We start from the raw sequence: 15,829 nt of genomic DNA, 5'->3' as shown, positions 1-15,829 counted from the left end.
GTAATCAGCTCGAGGAGGATTACAGACAAATACGGCTGATCGGTTGCACCGTGATGTCCTGGGTGAGTTCTTGATAGGACAGCACGCACAGCTCGAAGAAATCGCGCTCGATCATCTTTCTGACATAACGTCGAATGTCCATGGACACCAGCAACACCGGTTTATGCGGCAATGCGTCCAGGTCCCCGACTTCCCGATGCAGTTCATTGATGAAATTCTGCGTGGTGTCCGGGTCGAGGGCCAGATAAGCGCCGGAAGAGGTCTGCCTGATGCCGCCGCGAATGGATTCTTCCAGATCCTGATCCAGCATATAGGCGGGCAAGACATTCTGACCGTTGCAGAATTTATAGCTGATGTAGCGGCTCAGACTCTTGCGTACGTACTCCGTCAGCAACACCGTGTCTTTTTCCTTTTGGCCCCATTCCACCAGCGCCTCCATGATGGCGCGCAGATTACGGATGGAGATATCTTCCGACACCAGTCGCTGCAGGATCTCCGCAATGCGCTGAATCGGCACCACACGCTGCACCTCTTTCACCAGATCGCCATATTGCCCTTCCATCTGATCCAACAGATAGCGGCACTCCTGCAAGCCGATAAATTCGCTGGCGTAGCGCTTCAGAATAAAAGACAAGTGGTAAATCAACAGTCGCGGCGCATCCAGGTATTCAATACCCGCGTTTTCCATGGCGGGAGCATGGGTCTTTTCCACCCAGTAAGGGTTGGCGGACATCGCCAGCTCGCCCTGTTGATGAGGGATGCCAAGAATGTCCAACTGCTCCTGGTCCTGCAGCACCACGACCTTATCCGCCGGCAAACGTCCCTGCGCCACGGGCACTTCGTGCATCAGAATAGTGTACTCGCCATCTTTCATGCTTTCGTTGAAGCGCAGGTGAATGCCGGGAAACGGAACGCCGAGATCCAGATACAGGGCGCGCCTCACTCTGTATAGCTCAGCGTTCAGTTCAGAGGGTTTCAGCATTTGCTGGCAGGACGCCGCCACGTCCAGCAACAGGGGCACCGTCGGAGAAAAGTCATCCTTCTCTGGCGTCTTGCTCTGAGCTCGAGTCTGCCCCGCCGCCGCCATAGCGGGAATATCGTCATCATCCGTCTCGGAATGTTTGGCTTTGCGACTCATGATGAAGCCGACGGAGCTGATCAGCCCCGCCAGCACCAGGAACGTCATGGTTGGGAAACCAGGGATCATGGCGAAGCCCAGCAGCAAGGCGCCGCCGATAAATAACGCCTTCGGCTGCGCTCCGATCTGGCCGCCGATATCGCGCCCCAGGTTTTCCGACTCGTCCGTGGACACGCGGGTGACGATAAAGCCCGCGGTGATCGAGATAAACAGAGCAGGAATCTGCGCCACCAGACCATCGCCGATGGTCAACACCGAATAGATGGCGGCGGCGTCGCCGGCGCTCAGGCCATTTTGCGTCACCCCAACCAGGATACCGCCGAGAATGTTAACCGCGGTGATGATCAAGCCCGCAATCGCGTCGCCTTTAACGAATTTCATGGCGCCATCCATGGAACCGTATAGCTGGCTCTCCTTCTCCACTTTAGCGCGTCTGATGCGCGCCTCGTCCATATCGATAACTCCGGCGCGCATGTCGCCGTCGATACTCATTTGTTTACCAGGCATGGAGTCCAGAGAGAAACGCGCACTGACTTCCGCCACCCGCTCGGAGCCCTTGGTGATCACCAGGAACTGCACGATGGTCAAGATAAGGAAGATAACGCCGCCCACCACCAGGTTACCGCCAACGACGAAGTTACCGAAGGTGTAAACGATCTGCCCCGCATCCGCCTGCAGCAGAATCAAGCGCGTGGTGGTGATCGACAGCGCCAGCCGGAACATGGTCGTGATCAGCAACATGGAAGGAAACACGGAGAAATCCAGCGGCGATTTGATATACAGCGCCAGCATCAGAAGTATCACCGATACCCCCATGTTGAGGGCGATCATCACATCCACCAGCATGGTAGGCATGGGCAAGATCATCATAAAGATGATGCCCACCAGGAAAATCGCCAGCACCACGTCGTTGCGCTGGCTGAGCGCGCTCAGGACAGAAGCTCCTCTACTCATACGACAGAGTTCCTTGTTAGTTGATGATATTTCTTCAGGCTTTTACGCGCTTCCTCCGGACGCTCCAGCGCCCACAGCGCGTGACTGCGTATCAATAGAAACGGCGCGGTCTCCTGTTTCACGCCCAGCTCCCGCAGGCTACGGTCGCTCAGAGTCAGCGCATCCTTGTAACGCGCCGCCTTCAGGCAGGCGAAAGCGAGTCCGCGCGTCACATAGGCGTCCTCAGGACAAAGTTTGGCGGTGGCCTGCAACAGGGTCAGCGCCTTTTTGTGATGATTCTGCTGGAGATACACGAACGCCAGCGCCAGCAACCATTCACGGTTGGCGGGACTGAGGGAGAGTGGCTCGCTCATCCGTCTAGGCCTCGATTAATGCATTGCGGTACTGGTTGAGGTAACGGATATCGTCCTGATTATCCCGCAAGATCTTCTCCGCCTTGCTGAACAACTCACGATCCTCCGGGGACTGCTGCGCCAGCTTTTGGAACAGCCCGCGCACTTCCCCGTACTGACGTTCAAAATCCACCGGCGACAACAGGCTTTCCGAGCTGACCCGGGGGCGGATGAATGAATCCAATAAAGAGGATTCTTCCCCTTTGCTGTACAACTGGCGCAGATGCGACACCACCTGACCGCCGGCGGGGGTGAATTTCTTATGCGACGGCAGCTGACGTTCGTCCGCTGCGTTATAAAGGGAAAGCCCTTCAATATTGGAGCGCAAAGAGATGTTGGTCATGCGACAGCCTCCTCGTCCGTCCCGTTTTTAAACCAGTGGTCGAGCCCGGTCAGTCTGAGCGCCTCCAGCAGATTTTCCTGCGCGTCGATCACCCGCCATTGAGGCGGCCCGTAGGGCGCCAGGTGGGCGATGTTCAGCAGCAGCGTCAGCACCCGGGTGGAAGGATGCGGCGTCTCATCACAGCGGATAAGCACCCGCTCTTCGCCCTGCTCCGCCAGCTCGCGGCAGCGCATCAGAAACGCTTTCTCCGCTTCTGGGCGCAGGGGCCAGGGCATGCTCAGAATGACATCCATCAGAGATTACCCAGCTTGCCGGTCAGTTCCTGATAGCGATAACGCAGTCGGCGGATAGCGCCGTCCAGGAAGTCAATGGACGCCTCAGAGACACTCATGCAAATCGTCATCACTAGACGTCTTTCCCCCATCAGACCAGGCTGGATCTGATAATCCGTAGACGTTTGATAGTGGGTCAGTTGCAGCAGCTTTTCGGCGACTTCGTCCACTTCAAACTCCGGTAATTCATAACTGAGCGACACCGCCAGACAATCGTCGCGCTGGTCCAGGGTGATGCGCTCGCCGGTTTCGTAGCTCAGTGCGGTGACGCCTTCTCCCACGCCATTGACGCCCATGCTGCGACCATAGGCGTTCAACATGTTGTGAATCGCATTCATTATGTCGACTTACTCCTGTTCTGAATTGATCGTCGCCCCGCTCTCATTCTTCCTGCTCCTTGATAAACAGCTGCTCAAGGGCTTCTCTGGAAACGCCCAGCAGGCGTTCCCGGTCGGCGGGGTCGTTGTAGGTTTTTTCGGGAATTTCGCGAAACACCGTGTCCACTTCCCGTAACAGGTAGATCTGGTTTTCAATGCCCAGCACATTCATTTCCATCGGGATGGAGGCGATCTGGGACGGCTGCACCCAGTCCATGTCCTTGATGTCCAGCACTTTTCCCATCAGGTCCTGGCCGTCTTTACAATCGCGCTGCTCGTAGATATCGCGCATGGTTCCCATGATGTCGCAGCATTGCTCATGCACGCCGCCCAACAGCTTGAGCGCATACATGTCATCCATGATGGCCTTGAGGCGCGACGGTTCAATGGAAGGCCCCTGCGCGTTGTAATCGGCGCCCAGGGCTTTCATCAGGAACTTGCGCACGGTTTCAAAGGGACGCCCTTTATGACGCTCGACAATGGTGCGATAGGTCTGGGTAATGCCGCCGTAGTTCAACACCGCATCGCGATAGGCGTCCCGCAGCATCTGGACGTCCGTTTTCAGGCGGTCGGCGAATTCAGACGCAGTGAGCGAGACGTTCAGTCCCGCTCGCACCGACTCGCCTTTAGTGTTCATCAGTTCAGTAGCGGCGCTTTGAATCAGCTTCAACTGCTCCGCTTTATCCGCGCCGCCGGACTTGGCTTCTTTCTCCAACACCTGCAAGGCCACGAACTGCAATGTCGGGTCTTTGGAGAACTCCTCCAGCCGCCGCATCAATTGCTGTGGGGTGGAAGGAAAATTACTGGCCATGCGCTCAATGAGCACTTTCATTTTGACGTTCTTCAGCAAGTCGGGAACCTGATCCATCATCTCCCGAATTTTCTCGATCAGAATCTGCTGAGTGTTCTCTTTCTTGCCGGTGGACATTTCCCGCCGCGCCAACGTTTTCTCCGCTCGCTCCTTGAACAGAAGGGTCACTTCCTCTTTGGCGTCTTCCAATAAAGAGGACGCGCTCTGCTTCACCTGCACATTTTCCCCGTGCAGCTTGCCCTGTCGGGTAACCGCTTCATTCGTGGACATCGACCCGCTCTGCAGGACAGGAGCGCTGGTTCGGTTGACGATTTGCTCACTCAAGTTTGCGATCTCCGGCAATTGAACATGCAACTTTCTCCCTGTTGGTAACACCCATAAGAAGAAAGTTTTTCCGCGAAAGTTAATTTCCGCTTAAAGGAGTCAAACGTGAGCCAGTTGAGCCATGTGTTATCAGACCTGCGCTCGGCCATCGCCGAGGTGCAACCGGTCGGCCTGCGCGGCCGGGTGACCAACGTGGTCGGCACCATCATCCGGGCGATCGTTCCCGGCGCGCAAATTGGCGAGCTTTGCTATCTGGAGTCCGAAGGCGCCCCGAGATTGCTCGCCGAAGTGGTGGGGTTTCAGGAAAAAGAAGCGCTGTTGACGCCGATGGGAGACATGCTGGGCATCTCCACCGCTACAGAAGTGATCACCACAGGACAATCCCATCAAATCGCCGTCGGCCCCCACCTGCTGGGACGCGTACTGGACGGCATGGGCAATCCGATGGACGGTAAAAACGCGGATTTTCCATCCGACCTGCAACATTATCCGGTCTACGCCGATGCGCCCTCCCCCATGATGCGCCGTATGATCAGCGAACCACTCAGCCTCGGCGTGCGCGCCCTGGACGGCTTGCTCACCTGCGGCGAAGGCCAGCGGATGGGCGTATTCGCCGCCGCTGGCGGCGGTAAGAGTACGTTGCTGTCCATGCTGGTCATGGGGGCGGACGTGGACGTTATCGTTATCGCCCTGATCGGGGAACGGGGCCGCGAGGTGCGGGAATTTATTGAACACAACCTGGGGCCGGAGGGTCTGGCCCGTTCAGTGTTGGTGATCTCCACGTCGGACCGCCCTTCCATGGAGCGCGCCAAGGCCGCTTACGTAGCCACTACCATCGCCGAATATTTTCGCGACCAGGGCCAGAGAGTGTTGTTGCTGATGGATTCAGTAACGCGTTTCGCCCGGGCGCAACGGGAAATCGGTCTGGCGGCGGGCGAACCGCCCACCCGACGCGGTTTTCCGCCTTCCGTGTTCGCCACCCTGCCCAAGCTGCTGGAACGAGTGGGCTTCAACGACAAGGGCTCCATTACCGCGCTCTATACAGTTCTGGTGGAAGGGGATGATATGTCCGAACCCATCGCCGACGAGGTGCGCTCCATTCTCGACGGCCACATTGTGCTCTCGCGCAAACTGGCCTCAGCCAACCATTATCCCGCCATTGACGTGCTCGCCAGCACCAGCCGGGTAATGACCGCCATCACCAGCCTGGAGCACCGTCAGGCGGCGGGCAAGATGCGCGAGCTGATGGCCAAGTATGTGGATGTGGAGCTGCTGGTGAAAATCGGCGAATACCAGCGCGGCAGCGATCCGCTGGCGGATGAGGCCATCGCCAAGATCGACCGCATCCGCGGCTTTCTGAAACAGGCGACAGATGAAAAATGCGATTTCCAAACCACTCTGAACGCCCTGGCGCAAACGGTGTAAACCATGCTGTCAGCACTGGCCGACATTAAAAAGCTGCGCGAGCGCAACGCACAGGCGGAGGCGCTAAAAAAGCGTCAAATGCTGGCGCAAAAGCAGGCGCAGGTAGAGGAAGCCACACGCGACCTGCAGCAGTTTGAGATATGGCGAGTACAGGAAGAGCATCGTCTCTACGACGGCATTATGGGGTCGGAGGTCGGCCTCAAGGAAATCGACAAAGTCAAACATCAGATCGGCATGCTGCGCTTGAAGGAAGTCTCTCTGGCGGAGCAGGTAGAAAACGCAAAACAAGAGCAAAAACAAGCGGAAGCGGCGTTGCGTCAGGCGGAGCACGCCCTGGCGGAAGCCGGCAAAGCCGTAGAAAAGTGTCAGATGCTTATTGAGCAGGTGACTGCCGAAGCCAACGCGGAAGCCCAGCGACTCGAAGACCTCGAGCTTGAGGAAGCCAGCGAAACCAATTTTTCACGCCCCCAAAACTAAACACAGAAATCCAGAATTATTATGAGAATATCCAATCGCACGTCAGGTTCCTCAGACAGGGAAAAAGAGTCGGAAGCGGTCGCGGAAAGCTCCCTGCAACAATTCAGCAAATTAATGGAGACCAAGTCCGTCAACCCGGATAAGTTCCGGCAAACGGAAGAGCAGTCACAGGAAAAACCGGTGCCGGATAAAGTTCGCAACGCCATGATTGAAATGGTGAAAAATGCGTTCAAAGCGACGGAAAACCTGGCGCAGCCCTCCAAGCCCGGTCAGATGGAACCCAAGACCTCCATCCCGTCTTTGACGCAGACTTTCGCCCAGAAATCCCCGACCGGAGAAAAAGGCGGACTTCTGGATAAACCCGAGCTGGCGCAGCCCAAGCAATCATTGCCGCAAGAGCAAACGCCAAGGGAGCTCAGCCTTTTCGCCTCCCAAGACAACAATGGCGCTGAACTCAGCCAGCTCGGCGCGTTACAGAACAAGCTGCCTGGAGATAAACCGGAGCTTTCCCCACCCAAAAACGATGAACAGTTCGGTCAGCTCAAGTCGGAAACCACCGTCCCGGAGTACGCCAAGTCGAACCCTGACGCTCAATCTTCACCCTTACCAAATAACCCGGATAAAACCATATCGGAATCACCTCGGGCCCCCAAAAGCACGCTGCATGAAGCCAAGCCCGACTCATCCGGGCGCAAACCCGCTCAGCTTGAAGGCGACCAAGTCCAAGCCAAACTTGAGACCATCAATGACCCCAAAGTCGCCTCAGACAAACTACCGCCGAAGTCGGAAGCACAACCCAGGCTGGAAGAGCCGGTTAAGTCAGAGTCCGCACAATCCAAACTGGACGCCAAGGCCGAACAAAACCCAATCGCCAAGGAGCCATCACCAACCAGGAGGGAAAACAAAGCGGACAACCAGCCTAAGTCTGAGGTAACCAACAAATCAGAGCCTGCTCAGACAAAGCCCGAGAACACGCCGCATAAAACGGACGGTCAGGCCAAGACCGAGCCTACTCAGGCTAGTCGCGATACCGCCCAACCGAAACCGGATAGCAAAGCGGATACTCAGCCCAAGCCTGAGGTGACGAACAAGTCAGAACCAGCACAGCCAAAGCCTGAAACAACTCCGTCTAAAACAGACGCCCATGCTAAAACTGAGCCGACACAGCCAAACCGTGATCCCACTCAACCGAAGCCAGAAAACAAAGCAGACGCCCAAGCTAAAACTGAGCCAACGCAGCCCAACCACGACCCTGCTCAACCGAAGCCAGAAAACAAAGCAGAGACTCAGCCCAAGCCTGAGGTGACGAACAAGTCGGAACCAGCACAGCCAAAGCCTGAGACTACTCCGTCTAAAACAGACGCCCACGCTAAAACTGAGCCAACGCAGGCTAACCGCGACCCCGCTCAGCCGAAACCGGAAAGCAAAGTAGATACTCAGCCCAAGCCTGAGGTGACGAACAAGTCGGAACCTGCTCAGACCAAGCCTGAGACCACTCCGTCTAAAACAGACGCCCAGGCTACAGCTGAGCCAACTCAGCCCAACCGCGATACCGCTCAACCGAAGCCGGAAAACAAGGCGGATATCCAGCCTAAACCTGAGGTAACGAACAAATCAGAGTCTGCTCAAACCAAGCCTGAGAACACGCCGCCTAAAACAGACGTTCAGGCTAAAACTGAGCCAACTCAGCCTAACCGCGATCCCGCTCAACCGAAGCCGGAAAACAAAGCAGACACTCAGACTAAACCTGAGGTAGCCAACAAGTCAGAGCCAGCTCAAACCAAGCCCGAGAACACGCCGCCTAAAACGGACGGTCAGGCTAAAACTGAGCCAACTCAGTCTACCCGTGATTCGGCTCAATCGAAGCCGGATAACAAAGCAGATACTCAGCCCAAATCAGAGGTAACCAACAAGTCAGAGCCAGCTCAAACCAAGCCCGAGAACACGCCTCCTAAAACGGACGGCCAAGCTAAAACTGAGCCCACTCAGCCAAACCGTGATCCAGCTCAACCAAAGCCGGAAAACAAAACAGACATTCAGCCCAAACCTGAGGTGACTAACAAGTCCGAACCAGCTCAGACAAAACCTGAGAACACACCACCCAAAACGGACGGCCAGGCTAAAACTGAGCCGACGCCGCCAAACCGCGACCCCGCTCAACCGAAGCCAGAAAACAAAGCAGACACTCAGCCTAAAACCGAGGTAACCAACAAGTCAGAACCAGCTCAAACCAAGCCTGAAAACACGCCGCCTAAAACGGAGGTCCAGGCTAAAACTGAGCCGACTCAGCCTAACCGCGATCCCTCTCAACCAAAGCCGGAAAACAAGGCGGATATCCAGCCTAAACCTGAGGTAACGAACAAATCAGAGTCTGCTCAAACCAAGCCTGAGAACACGCCGCCTAAAACAGACGTTCAGGCTAAAACTGAGCCAACTCAGCCTAACCGCGATCCCGCTCAACCGAAGCCGGAAAACAAAGCAGACACTCAGACTAAACCTGAGGTAACCAACAAGTCAGAACCAGCTCAAACCAAACCTGAGAACACGCCGCCTAAAACAGACGCCCAGGCTAAAACTGAGCCGACGCAGGCTAACCGCGACCCCGTTCAGCCGAAGCCGGAAAGTAAAGCAGACACCCAGCCTAAACCTGAGGTGACAAACAAATCAGCGCCTGATCAAGCCAAACCTGAAAACACGCCGTCTAAAACAGACGGCCAAGCCAAGACTGAGCCCGCACAGCCTAATCGCGATCCCGCTCAACCGAAGCCGGATAGCAAAGCGGATACTCAGCCCAAATCTGAGGTAGCCAACAAGTCAGAGCCAGCTCAAACCAAGCCCGAAAACACGCAGCCTAAAACGGACAGCCAAGCCAAAACAGAGCCGACACAGCCTAACCACGATCCCGCGCAAACCAGGCCAGAGAGCAAGACTGATTCGTCGTCAAAAGGCGATCTTCAATCTAAAGCGGAAACACAGGCCAAGGTCGATCATATCCGTCCACAACAAGCGCCATCACAGGCCAACCCGGATGGGCATAACAAACCTCAATCCCATGTCAAATCCGGGCTGCCGCAAGAAAAAAGCGCTTCGCGCCAGCCTGTAAACGGTCCACCTGAGCATCCTGCGTCAACGCTGAAGAAGGTGGATAAAACAGGCCAAGGGCTTGAGCCCGCCGCGAAGTCAGGGGCTCAACATGGCGACCCGGATTCATCCGAGCGCCAGTCAACCGTCATAAAAACGGGAGTCCCGGGCTCAGAGGGCGATAAGTCGCATAAAGCGGCTGCGTCCGGTCCTCATCAGGTTGATCAGAAAGCGGATCAGCCCGGACTTACCACCGAGCACGCCAGCAAGACTCAACCGACGCCCCACTCCAAGGCCTCCCCCATAGACTCCAGTGTGCTTCAGGCGGAGAGCAAAGCAGAGCCGAAAAGACAGGAAGGCGGCGTTCACAGCAAAGTGGAAACAGGCAAACCTGAGCTGCACGCCGGCGAGTTCCAGCGTCCAGGCAGCCATCTCGCCAACAAAGTGACGAGCAAGGGCTCCGCCTCCTCCGACCATCAGGAGCGCCGCGAGAAGCCCTCAGCGCCGCAGAAAAACAAAGAGAAAACAGAACAACCACAGGAGCGTCGCGAAGGTCAGGTGGAAAGCTTCCAGGTGCAGCCAGCACAGCAGAACCCGTCCCGCGACCCCGTCGCCAACGCCAGCGCAACGGAGACCAGCAAGGTCTCCACGCAGGAGAAAGTGGCGGAAATGCAGAAGATCGTCGATCAGATCGTGAGCCGCGTGATGATCAGCAAACCGGGCTCGGGGCAGCCGGAAGAGCTGCGTCTGATGCTGAGTTCCGGACCGCTGAAAGGCACGGAAATCGCCATCATGCGCAAACATGGCGACATTCAGCTGAGCTTTAATACTCCTAATCCTGAAACTCAGGCCTTCCTGGTGTCACTAAAGGGAGAGATGAGCACATCCCTGAGGAGCAAGCTGCCTAATGAACGTTTCGAGGTCAGGATTCAAGAAAGCAAAAAAGCCAGCCCATACGGTAAGGCGCCGGTGCGCCGCGCCAAAGGCCAGCAGCAATGATTAAGCCGCTGAAGCTACCCCGGCTGGGGCGAACGCAGGTGGATCTGGATAACCTGATCTGCGCCCGCCGCCGCCCGTTTGCGGCGCAATTGCCTGAGCATACCGCCCAGGTCAATCTGCGCCGACTGGAGATGCTGGAGACCTACGCCAGCATCGCCTTTTACGCCGAGGGGCGTCGCGGCCATCTGCATTTGGACATCCGCGCCGTCAGCGCGCTGCTGGGAGAGAATCAGGACGCCTCCGTCTATCCGGAGCCCCTGCTCTCAGCCTTACTGGCGGCGCAACTGAATGGTCCTCTGCAGGCGCTTTCCTCTGTATTACAGACTGAGCTGGAACTGGATGAAATCAGCCAGGACAGCACCATGGTTCTGGCCGGCGTCCGTATCGGCATGCAAATTAGCGCCCCCGGCAATACTGGGCTGGGGCTGTTGACGCCGCCACCGCACCTTGCCGAACGCATCGCTGCATTGCTCGCCACCCTGCCCGCCGAAACAGCGCCAGCGCCGATCACGCCATTGGCGTCGGCGCAACTGCTGCTGGCGGAGCGCCGGATGTCTCTCAACGACTTCAAAGGCCTGGAGTCCGGAGACGTGTTGATGCTGCCGCCAGGCGCGTCAGCGGATCTGGTGACGCTGCGCCTGCCCGGATACGGCGCCTGCCGCGCCCGCTTAGATGATCACAAATTAGTACTGGTGACGCCCATGACTTCAGAAACACAATACACTTCCGAACCTCTCGACGCCCCATCCGAACTGGGCAATCTGGAATTGAAGCTGGAGTTTCATCTCGGCTCTCTCAACCTGACCTTGGCCGAGCTTTCGCAAATGACTGAAGGCGCCGCCTTTGATCTCGGCCTGAGCCTGGAAGCGCCAGTAGCGATGAAGGTTAACGGACAAACCCTGGCCCGCTGCGAGCTGGTGGAAATCGATGGGCGTCTGGGGGCGCGCGTAGTACGGTTGACCGGCGGCGACAGCGAGGTCGGCGGGCATGACTGATATACAGGCGATTCCTCTTATCGGGACACTGGTCCTGCTGTCGCTGATCCCGTTCATCGCCATCATGACCACCTCCTTCATCAAGCTCGCCGTCGTGTTCAGTTTGCTGCGCAACGCTCTCGGCATCCAGCAGATTCCACCCAACATGGCGCTGTACGGGCTGGCCATTGTGCTGTCGATCTACATCATGGCGCCGGTGGGCTATCAGATTGCGGACACCGTGAAAGAAAAAGGCTTCGACATGAGTCAGTCGGAGTCGCTCAAGGAACTGGCCAACAGCGCCATTAATCCCATGTCCGACTTTCTGACCAAGCACTCTTCCGAAAAGGAGCGCGGGTTCTTTCTGGAAAGCGCGGAAACCCTGTGGCCGAAAGAATATGCGGCGCGCCTCGACACCAACAGCATGCTGGTGCTGGTGCCGTCTTTCACCATCAGCGAGCTTAAATCCGCATTTGAAATCGGCTTTCTGCTGTACCTGCCCTTTATCGCCATCGACCTGATCGTCTCCAACATCCTGCTGGCCATGGGGATGATGATGGTGTCGCCGATGACGATCTCCCTGCCCTTTAAATTACTCCTGTTCGTGCTTCTGGACGGCTGGACCCGATTAACCCATGGCCTGGTGTTGAGTTACCAATGAGCGAAGCGGAAGTCATTCATTACGCCAGTCAGCTGCTGATGTTGGTGCTGGTGCTGTCGATGCCCACCGTCATCGTCGCGGCGGTGGTGGGCACGCTGGTGAGCCTGGTGCAGTCGTTGACCCAGATTCAGGATCAGACCCTGTCCTTCGCCATCAAGCTGATTGCGGTGTCCATCACCATCATGCTCACCGCGCGCTGGCTGGGCATTGAAATCTACCATTTTTCCATGAACATCCTTGACCACATTGAGTTGATCGGCCCCTCATGATGACCCATCTGATGAGCGACACGCTGACGCTGTTCATGTTCACCGTGCCGCGTCTGCTGGCGGCCATGTCGGTCATGCCGTTCCTGAGCAAAAGCTTCTTCGGCGGCACCTTGATCCGCAACGGCGTAGTGCTCAGTTTATCCCTGTTTCTGTTTCCAATAGTGGACGAAGGCTATAAGCCGGAAACCATGGAGCCGTTTATGTACGCGCTCATTATTTTCAAGGAAGTGATCATCGGATTCTGTCTTGGCTGGCTGGCGGCGCTGCCGTTCTGGGCGCTGGAGGCGGTGGGGTTCTTTATCGACAACCAACGCGGCTCCACCATGGCCAGCGCCATGAACCCGCTGACCGGTTCTCAGGCTTCCCCTGTAGGCATTCTGTTCGTACAGACCTTCACCACCCTGTTTTTTCTGGGAGGCAACTTCCTCACGCTGATGGGCGCTATTTACGCCAGTTATCACGCCTGGCCGATCTTCTCATTTTTCCCAAGGATCGAGCTGTCGGCGGCGGGCTTTTTCTTCGCCCAGCTGGATTACTTCATGAGTATCGTGGTGTTGTTCGCCGCCCCGCTGATCGCCTGCATGTTTCTGGCGGAGTTCGGCCTGGGCCTGGTCAGCCGCTTCGCGCCCCAGCTCAATGTTTTCTTCTTGTCCATGCCGGTAAAAAGCCTGGTGTGCATGGTGATGCTCACTTTCTATGTGGGCGTGTTGATGCGTATTTTCGACGAACGTTATCTGCGCACCTTTGATCTGTTCAAGCAGCTCAACGTGCTATGGGGGTCATGACGCATGAGCGATGAAAAGACCGAAAAGCCCACCCCCAAAAAGCTCCGCGACGCCCGTAAAAAAGGCCAGGTCGCCCATAGTAAAGACGTGGTGTCCACCGCCACTATCTGCGCGATGTTTCTGTTGCTGCTGGCCACCTCCGACACCTATCTATCGCACTTGAGCGTCCTGATCGAACTGCCCGCGCAATACATGGACAGGCCATTTCTGGAAGCGCTGCCCATGGTGGTCGACAATGTGCTGCATGAGCTGATTTATCTGACGCTGATGCCCATCGGCGTGGTCATGGTCTCCGCTATTCTGGCCAACTTTCTGCAAGTCGGCGCGCTGTTCGCCGTGGAGTCGCTAAAGCCCGACCTCAAGAAGCTCAATCCGGTGGAAGGCTTCAAGAAAATCTTCTCCGTTAAAAACCTGATCGAGTTCGTCAAATCGCTGATCAAAGTGGGCGTGTTGTCCTATCTGGTCTATATGCTGATCAAGGAAAACCTCAATGACTCCGCCCGATTGCACTACTGTGAAGTGGAGTGCATCCCGAACTTTGTCGGGACATTGCTGAAACAGCTCATTCTGTATTCCGCCATTACTTTCATCGCTCTCGCGGCGGCGGACTTTTTCATCCAGAAACAACAGTTTATCAAGCAGCAGAAAATGAGTAAGGACGAGGTCAAACGGGAATACAAACAGATGGAGGGCAGCCCGGAAATCAAGGGCAAGCGCAAACAGATTCACCGTGAAATGATGAACACGTCTATTCCGGCGCAGGTGAAGAAGTGCTCCGCCATCGTCACCAACCCCACCCACCTGGCCGTCGGCATTTACTATGAAAAAGGCGTGGAGGACGTGCCCAAAGTCATGGTGAAAGGCGCGGATCAAATGGCCAAGGTCATCCGTAAGATCGCCGAAGAAGAAGGCATCCCCATGATGGAAAACGTGCCGCTCGCCCGAGGACTATGGAAACGAGCCCAGGTCAACGACTACGTGCCTCCTGACCTGTTTGAAGCCGTTGCGGCGGTACTGCAGTGGGTGGACAGTCTCGATCAGCAGAAACAGCAACGCTGATATCTGAAATAGCTAAAACAGCTGAGTATGCATTTTCACGCCCTAACTATTGGGCGCCTTGCAGGATTCCTTCTAAACTTAATTAACCAACCTCACTGATGTAGCTGCGTCATGTCCAAGTCCACCGTCCTGGCTATTGGTCTGCTGCTGTTACAAGGATTGTGGACGCCAGCCGCACTTGCGGAGCCGCCGCCCATTCGGATCTGCTATGAAATAGATCCCATGCCCCCCTATTCTCTATCCGATGCGGACGCCCTGCGTGATCGGGCTGGCGTCTTGCCGGAGCTGATTCATCTCGCTGCAGAGCGAGCCGGTCTGCAGTATAAGTTTTACCGCCGTCCCTGGAAGCGCTGCATTCGCGATCTGGAAGAAAACCGTCTGGATGCGCTTTTCGCCGCCATCTGGCTGAAAGAACGGGAAGCCTGGGGCGTTTACCCCAACATCAATGGCGAGCTGGACGCCAACCGACGCCTGTGGAGCTCTATCTATCCCATTTTCATCGCCAATGACAGCAAACTCCAATACAGCAATGGGGAGTTTCGGGGACTCAAGTTTGGCGTCGGCGCGCCTGTCGGCTACGTCGCTTATCAAAAGCTGGAAAAGATGGGCGTTCTGGCGCCCAGCAGCCTGACGCCAGATATCGGCTTCGAGCTTCTCACCCGTAACCGGCTCGACGGCTATGTCATCGACCAGTCCATTGGCCGCACCCTGGCGAGAAACATGGGGCTCAGCGACGCGATCACGACCCTCCCGGAACCCTTTCTCATCTCCGACTGGTATCTGGTCACCTCCCACAAATTCTACGAAGAACGCGGGCAGGACGCTGAAGCCCTTTGGAACTCTCTGGCGCAATCACGGGAGGAAGCGGGAGATTATCTGCTGGAGAAATACATGCGGGATGAATAAGCGACGCAGAAATGTCTGGACAGTAGAATAGGAGCCCCTGACAACAAAAACACGTCCTGCACTCGTGAAAACATTGCTCGCTTATTCCCCTCACTACGATTTTCAGCTCCCAGGCATCGCCGCGCTGCATCCATTTGACGTCAAAAAATACAGCCGGGCCTGGGGCGTTCTTATACAACGCTTCGGCGACGATCTCGCCAGAAACAGGCTCCAGATCAACGCGCCGGTTTCACTGGAAACACTCGGTCTGGCGCATTCTCACGAATATCTGGCGTCCCTGAATCAGGCAGCCGCTATCAGCAGAGTGGTGGAAAGTTCACTGGTGCAATGGCTGCCAGCCTCACTACTACAAAAAGGCTTGCTCACCCCCGCCAAATACGCCGTGGCGGGAACCATCACCGCCGCCCGTAAAGCCATTGAGGAAGAGGCAATTGTTTTCAACTTGGGAGGCGGCTTCCACCATGCCTTCAGAGATTGTTACTCAGAAGATCGTGAACACGTTCTGAGAAAATAAAGCCTGTA

General features: G+C 56.3%; 16 protein-coding genes. 10 read left to right on the top strand and 6 right to left on the bottom strand.

The genetic code is table 11. The annotated features are described in order from the left end of the window. Positions 1-19 precede the first annotated feature (19 nt). The 6 genes from sctV to sctW are packed head-to-tail and all read right to left on the bottom strand — an operon-like array spanning position 20 to position 4,617. Entirely contained in the window at positions 20-2,092 is a 2,073-nt protein-coding gene (gene sctV / locus EUZ85_RS10050) for a type III secretion system export apparatus subunit SctV (RefSeq protein ID WP_127969166.1), read from the bottom strand. Further along, entirely contained in the window at positions 2,089-2,445 is a 357-nt protein-coding gene (locus tag EUZ85_RS10045) for a M48 family metallopeptidase (protein WP_127969165.1), read from the bottom strand. Before EUZ85_RS10045 ends, sctV begins: the two co-directional genes overlap by 4 nt. A gap of 4 nt (positions 2,446-2,449) precedes the next feature. Continuing rightward, positions 2,450-2,827 carry a hypothetical protein gene (locus EUZ85_RS10040; protein ID WP_127969164.1) on the bottom strand — a complete coding sequence of 126 codons (378 nt, stop codon included), beginning with the start codon at positions 2,825-2,827 and terminating at the stop codon, positions 2,450-2,452. Then, positions 2,824-3,120, bottom strand: a complete 297-nt coding sequence (locus tag EUZ85_RS10035; protein WP_127969163.1) for a hypothetical protein — start codon at positions 3,118-3,120, stop codon at positions 2,824-2,826. The genes EUZ85_RS10040 and EUZ85_RS10035 overlap by 4 nt, the downstream gene beginning before the upstream one ends. Further along, on the bottom strand, positions 3,120-3,497 hold the full coding sequence (locus tag EUZ85_RS10030; protein WP_127969162.1) for a hypothetical protein: 378 nt from the start codon (positions 3,495-3,497) through the stop codon (positions 3,120-3,122). The genes EUZ85_RS10035 and EUZ85_RS10030 overlap by 1 nt, the downstream gene beginning before the upstream one ends. A 43-nt stretch (positions 3,498-3,540) precedes the next feature. Continuing rightward, positions 3,541-4,617, bottom strand: a complete 1,077-nt coding sequence (gene sctW / locus EUZ85_RS10025) for a type III secretion system gatekeeper subunit SctW (RefSeq protein ID WP_127969161.1) — start codon at positions 4,615-4,617, stop codon at positions 3,541-3,543. Positions 4,618-4,776: 159 nt separating this feature from the next. Here sctW and sctN point away from each other — a divergent pair, with 159 nt between their 5' ends. From sctN to EUZ85_RS09975, 10 genes are all read left to right on the top strand, one after another. Then, positions 4,777-6,096, top strand: a complete 1,320-nt coding sequence (gene sctN / locus EUZ85_RS10020) for a type III secretion system ATPase SctN (protein ID WP_127969160.1) — start codon at positions 4,777-4,779, stop codon at positions 6,094-6,096. 3 nt (positions 6,097-6,099) lie between these two features. Then, entirely contained in the window at positions 6,100-6,573 is a 474-nt protein-coding gene (locus tag EUZ85_RS10015; RefSeq protein ID WP_127969159.1) for a type III secretion protein, read from the top strand. 21 nt (positions 6,574-6,594) lie between these two features. After that, positions 6,595-10,653 carry a hypothetical protein gene (locus EUZ85_RS10010; RefSeq protein WP_127969158.1) on the top strand — a complete coding sequence of 1,353 codons (4,059 nt, stop codon included), beginning with the start codon at positions 6,595-6,597 and terminating at the stop codon, positions 10,651-10,653. After that, on the top strand, positions 10,650-11,648 hold the full coding sequence (locus EUZ85_RS10005; RefSeq protein WP_127969157.1) for a FliM/FliN family flagellar motor switch protein: 999 nt from the start codon (positions 10,650-10,652) through the stop codon (positions 11,646-11,648). Before EUZ85_RS10010 ends, EUZ85_RS10005 begins: the two co-directional genes overlap by 4 nt. Next, positions 11,641-12,288 carry a type III secretion system export apparatus subunit SctR gene (sctR, locus tag EUZ85_RS10000; protein ID WP_127969156.1) on the top strand — a complete coding sequence of 216 codons (648 nt, stop codon included), beginning with the start codon at positions 11,641-11,643 and terminating at the stop codon, positions 12,286-12,288. Before EUZ85_RS10005 ends, sctR begins: the two co-directional genes overlap by 8 nt. Continuing rightward, positions 12,285-12,557, top strand: a complete 273-nt coding sequence (sctS, locus tag EUZ85_RS09995; RefSeq protein WP_011398858.1) for a type III secretion system export apparatus subunit SctS — start codon at positions 12,285-12,287, stop codon at positions 12,555-12,557. Before sctR ends, sctS begins: the two co-directional genes overlap by 4 nt. Next, positions 12,554-13,342 carry a type III secretion system export apparatus subunit SctT gene (gene sctT / locus EUZ85_RS09990; protein ID WP_127969155.1) on the top strand — a complete coding sequence of 263 codons (789 nt, stop codon included), beginning with the start codon at positions 12,554-12,556 and terminating at the stop codon, positions 13,340-13,342. Before sctS ends, sctT begins: the two co-directional genes overlap by 4 nt. A 3-nt stretch (positions 13,343-13,345) precedes the next feature. Then, entirely contained in the window at positions 13,346-14,401 is a 1,056-nt protein-coding gene (gene sctU / locus EUZ85_RS09985; RefSeq protein WP_127969154.1) for a type III secretion system export apparatus subunit SctU, read from the top strand. 111 nt (positions 14,402-14,512) lie between these two features. Continuing rightward, on the top strand, positions 14,513-15,307 hold the full coding sequence (locus EUZ85_RS09980) for an ABC transporter substrate-binding protein (RefSeq protein ID WP_127969153.1): 795 nt from the start codon (positions 14,513-14,515) through the stop codon (positions 15,305-15,307). Between the two features lie 64 nt (positions 15,308-15,371). Continuing rightward, positions 15,372-15,821 (top strand): hypothetical protein, encoded by a 450-nt coding sequence (locus EUZ85_RS09975; RefSeq protein ID WP_127969152.1) that lies wholly within the window; start codon positions 15,372-15,374, stop codon positions 15,819-15,821. The last annotated feature ends 8 nt before the right edge of the window (positions 15,822-15,829 follow it).

This window comes from Hahella sp. KA22 (assembly GCF_004135205.1).
Lineage (GTDB): Bacteria > Pseudomonadota > Gammaproteobacteria > Pseudomonadales > Oleiphilaceae > Hahella.
Note: the sequence above shows the minus strand (reverse complement) of the source record. Positions and strands in the feature narration are given on the sequence as shown.

Coding starts and splice junctions, on each gene's coding strand:
- EUZ85_RS10015 (WP_127969159.1), top strand. CDS start 6,100: ATGCTGTCAGCACTGGCCGACATTAAAAAGCTGCGCGAGCGCAACGCA.
- EUZ85_RS09980 (WP_127969153.1), top strand. CDS start 14,513: ATGTCCAAGTCCACCGTCCTGGCTATTGGTCTGCTGCTGTTACAAGGA.
- sctS (WP_011398858.1), top strand. CDS start 12,285: ATGAGCGAAGCGGAAGTCATTCATTACGCCAGTCAGCTGCTGATGTTG.
- EUZ85_RS10040 (WP_127969164.1), bottom strand. CDS start 2,827: ATGACCAACATCTCTTTGCGCTCCAATATTGAAGGGCTTTCCCTTTAT.
- EUZ85_RS10005 (WP_127969157.1), top strand. CDS start 10,650: ATGATTAAGCCGCTGAAGCTACCCCGGCTGGGGCGAACGCAGGTGGAT.
- EUZ85_RS10045 (WP_127969165.1), bottom strand. CDS start 2,445: ATGAGCGAGCCACTCTCCCTCAGTCCCGCCAACCGTGAATGGTTGCTG.
- sctV (WP_127969166.1), bottom strand. CDS start 2,092: ATGAGTAGAGGAGCTTCTGTCCTGAGCGCGCTCAGCCAGCGCAACGAC.
- sctR (WP_127969156.1), top strand. CDS start 11,641: ATGACTGATATACAGGCGATTCCTCTTATCGGGACACTGGTCCTGCTG.
- EUZ85_RS10035 (WP_127969163.1), bottom strand. CDS start 3,120: ATGGATGTCATTCTGAGCATGCCCTGGCCCCTGCGCCCAGAAGCGGAG.
- sctT (WP_127969155.1), top strand. CDS start 12,554: ATGATGACCCATCTGATGAGCGACACGCTGACGCTGTTCATGTTCACC.
- EUZ85_RS10030 (WP_127969162.1), bottom strand. CDS start 3,497: ATGAATGCGATTCACAACATGTTGAACGCCTATGGTCGCAGCATGGGC.
- sctW (WP_127969161.1), bottom strand. CDS start 4,617: ATGTCCACGAATGAAGCGGTTACCCGACAGGGCAAGCTGCACGGGGAA.
- sctU (WP_127969154.1), top strand. CDS start 13,346: ATGAGCGATGAAAAGACCGAAAAGCCCACCCCCAAAAAGCTCCGCGAC.
- EUZ85_RS10010 (WP_127969158.1), top strand. CDS start 6,595: ATGAGAATATCCAATCGCACGTCAGGTTCCTCAGACAGGGAAAAAGAG.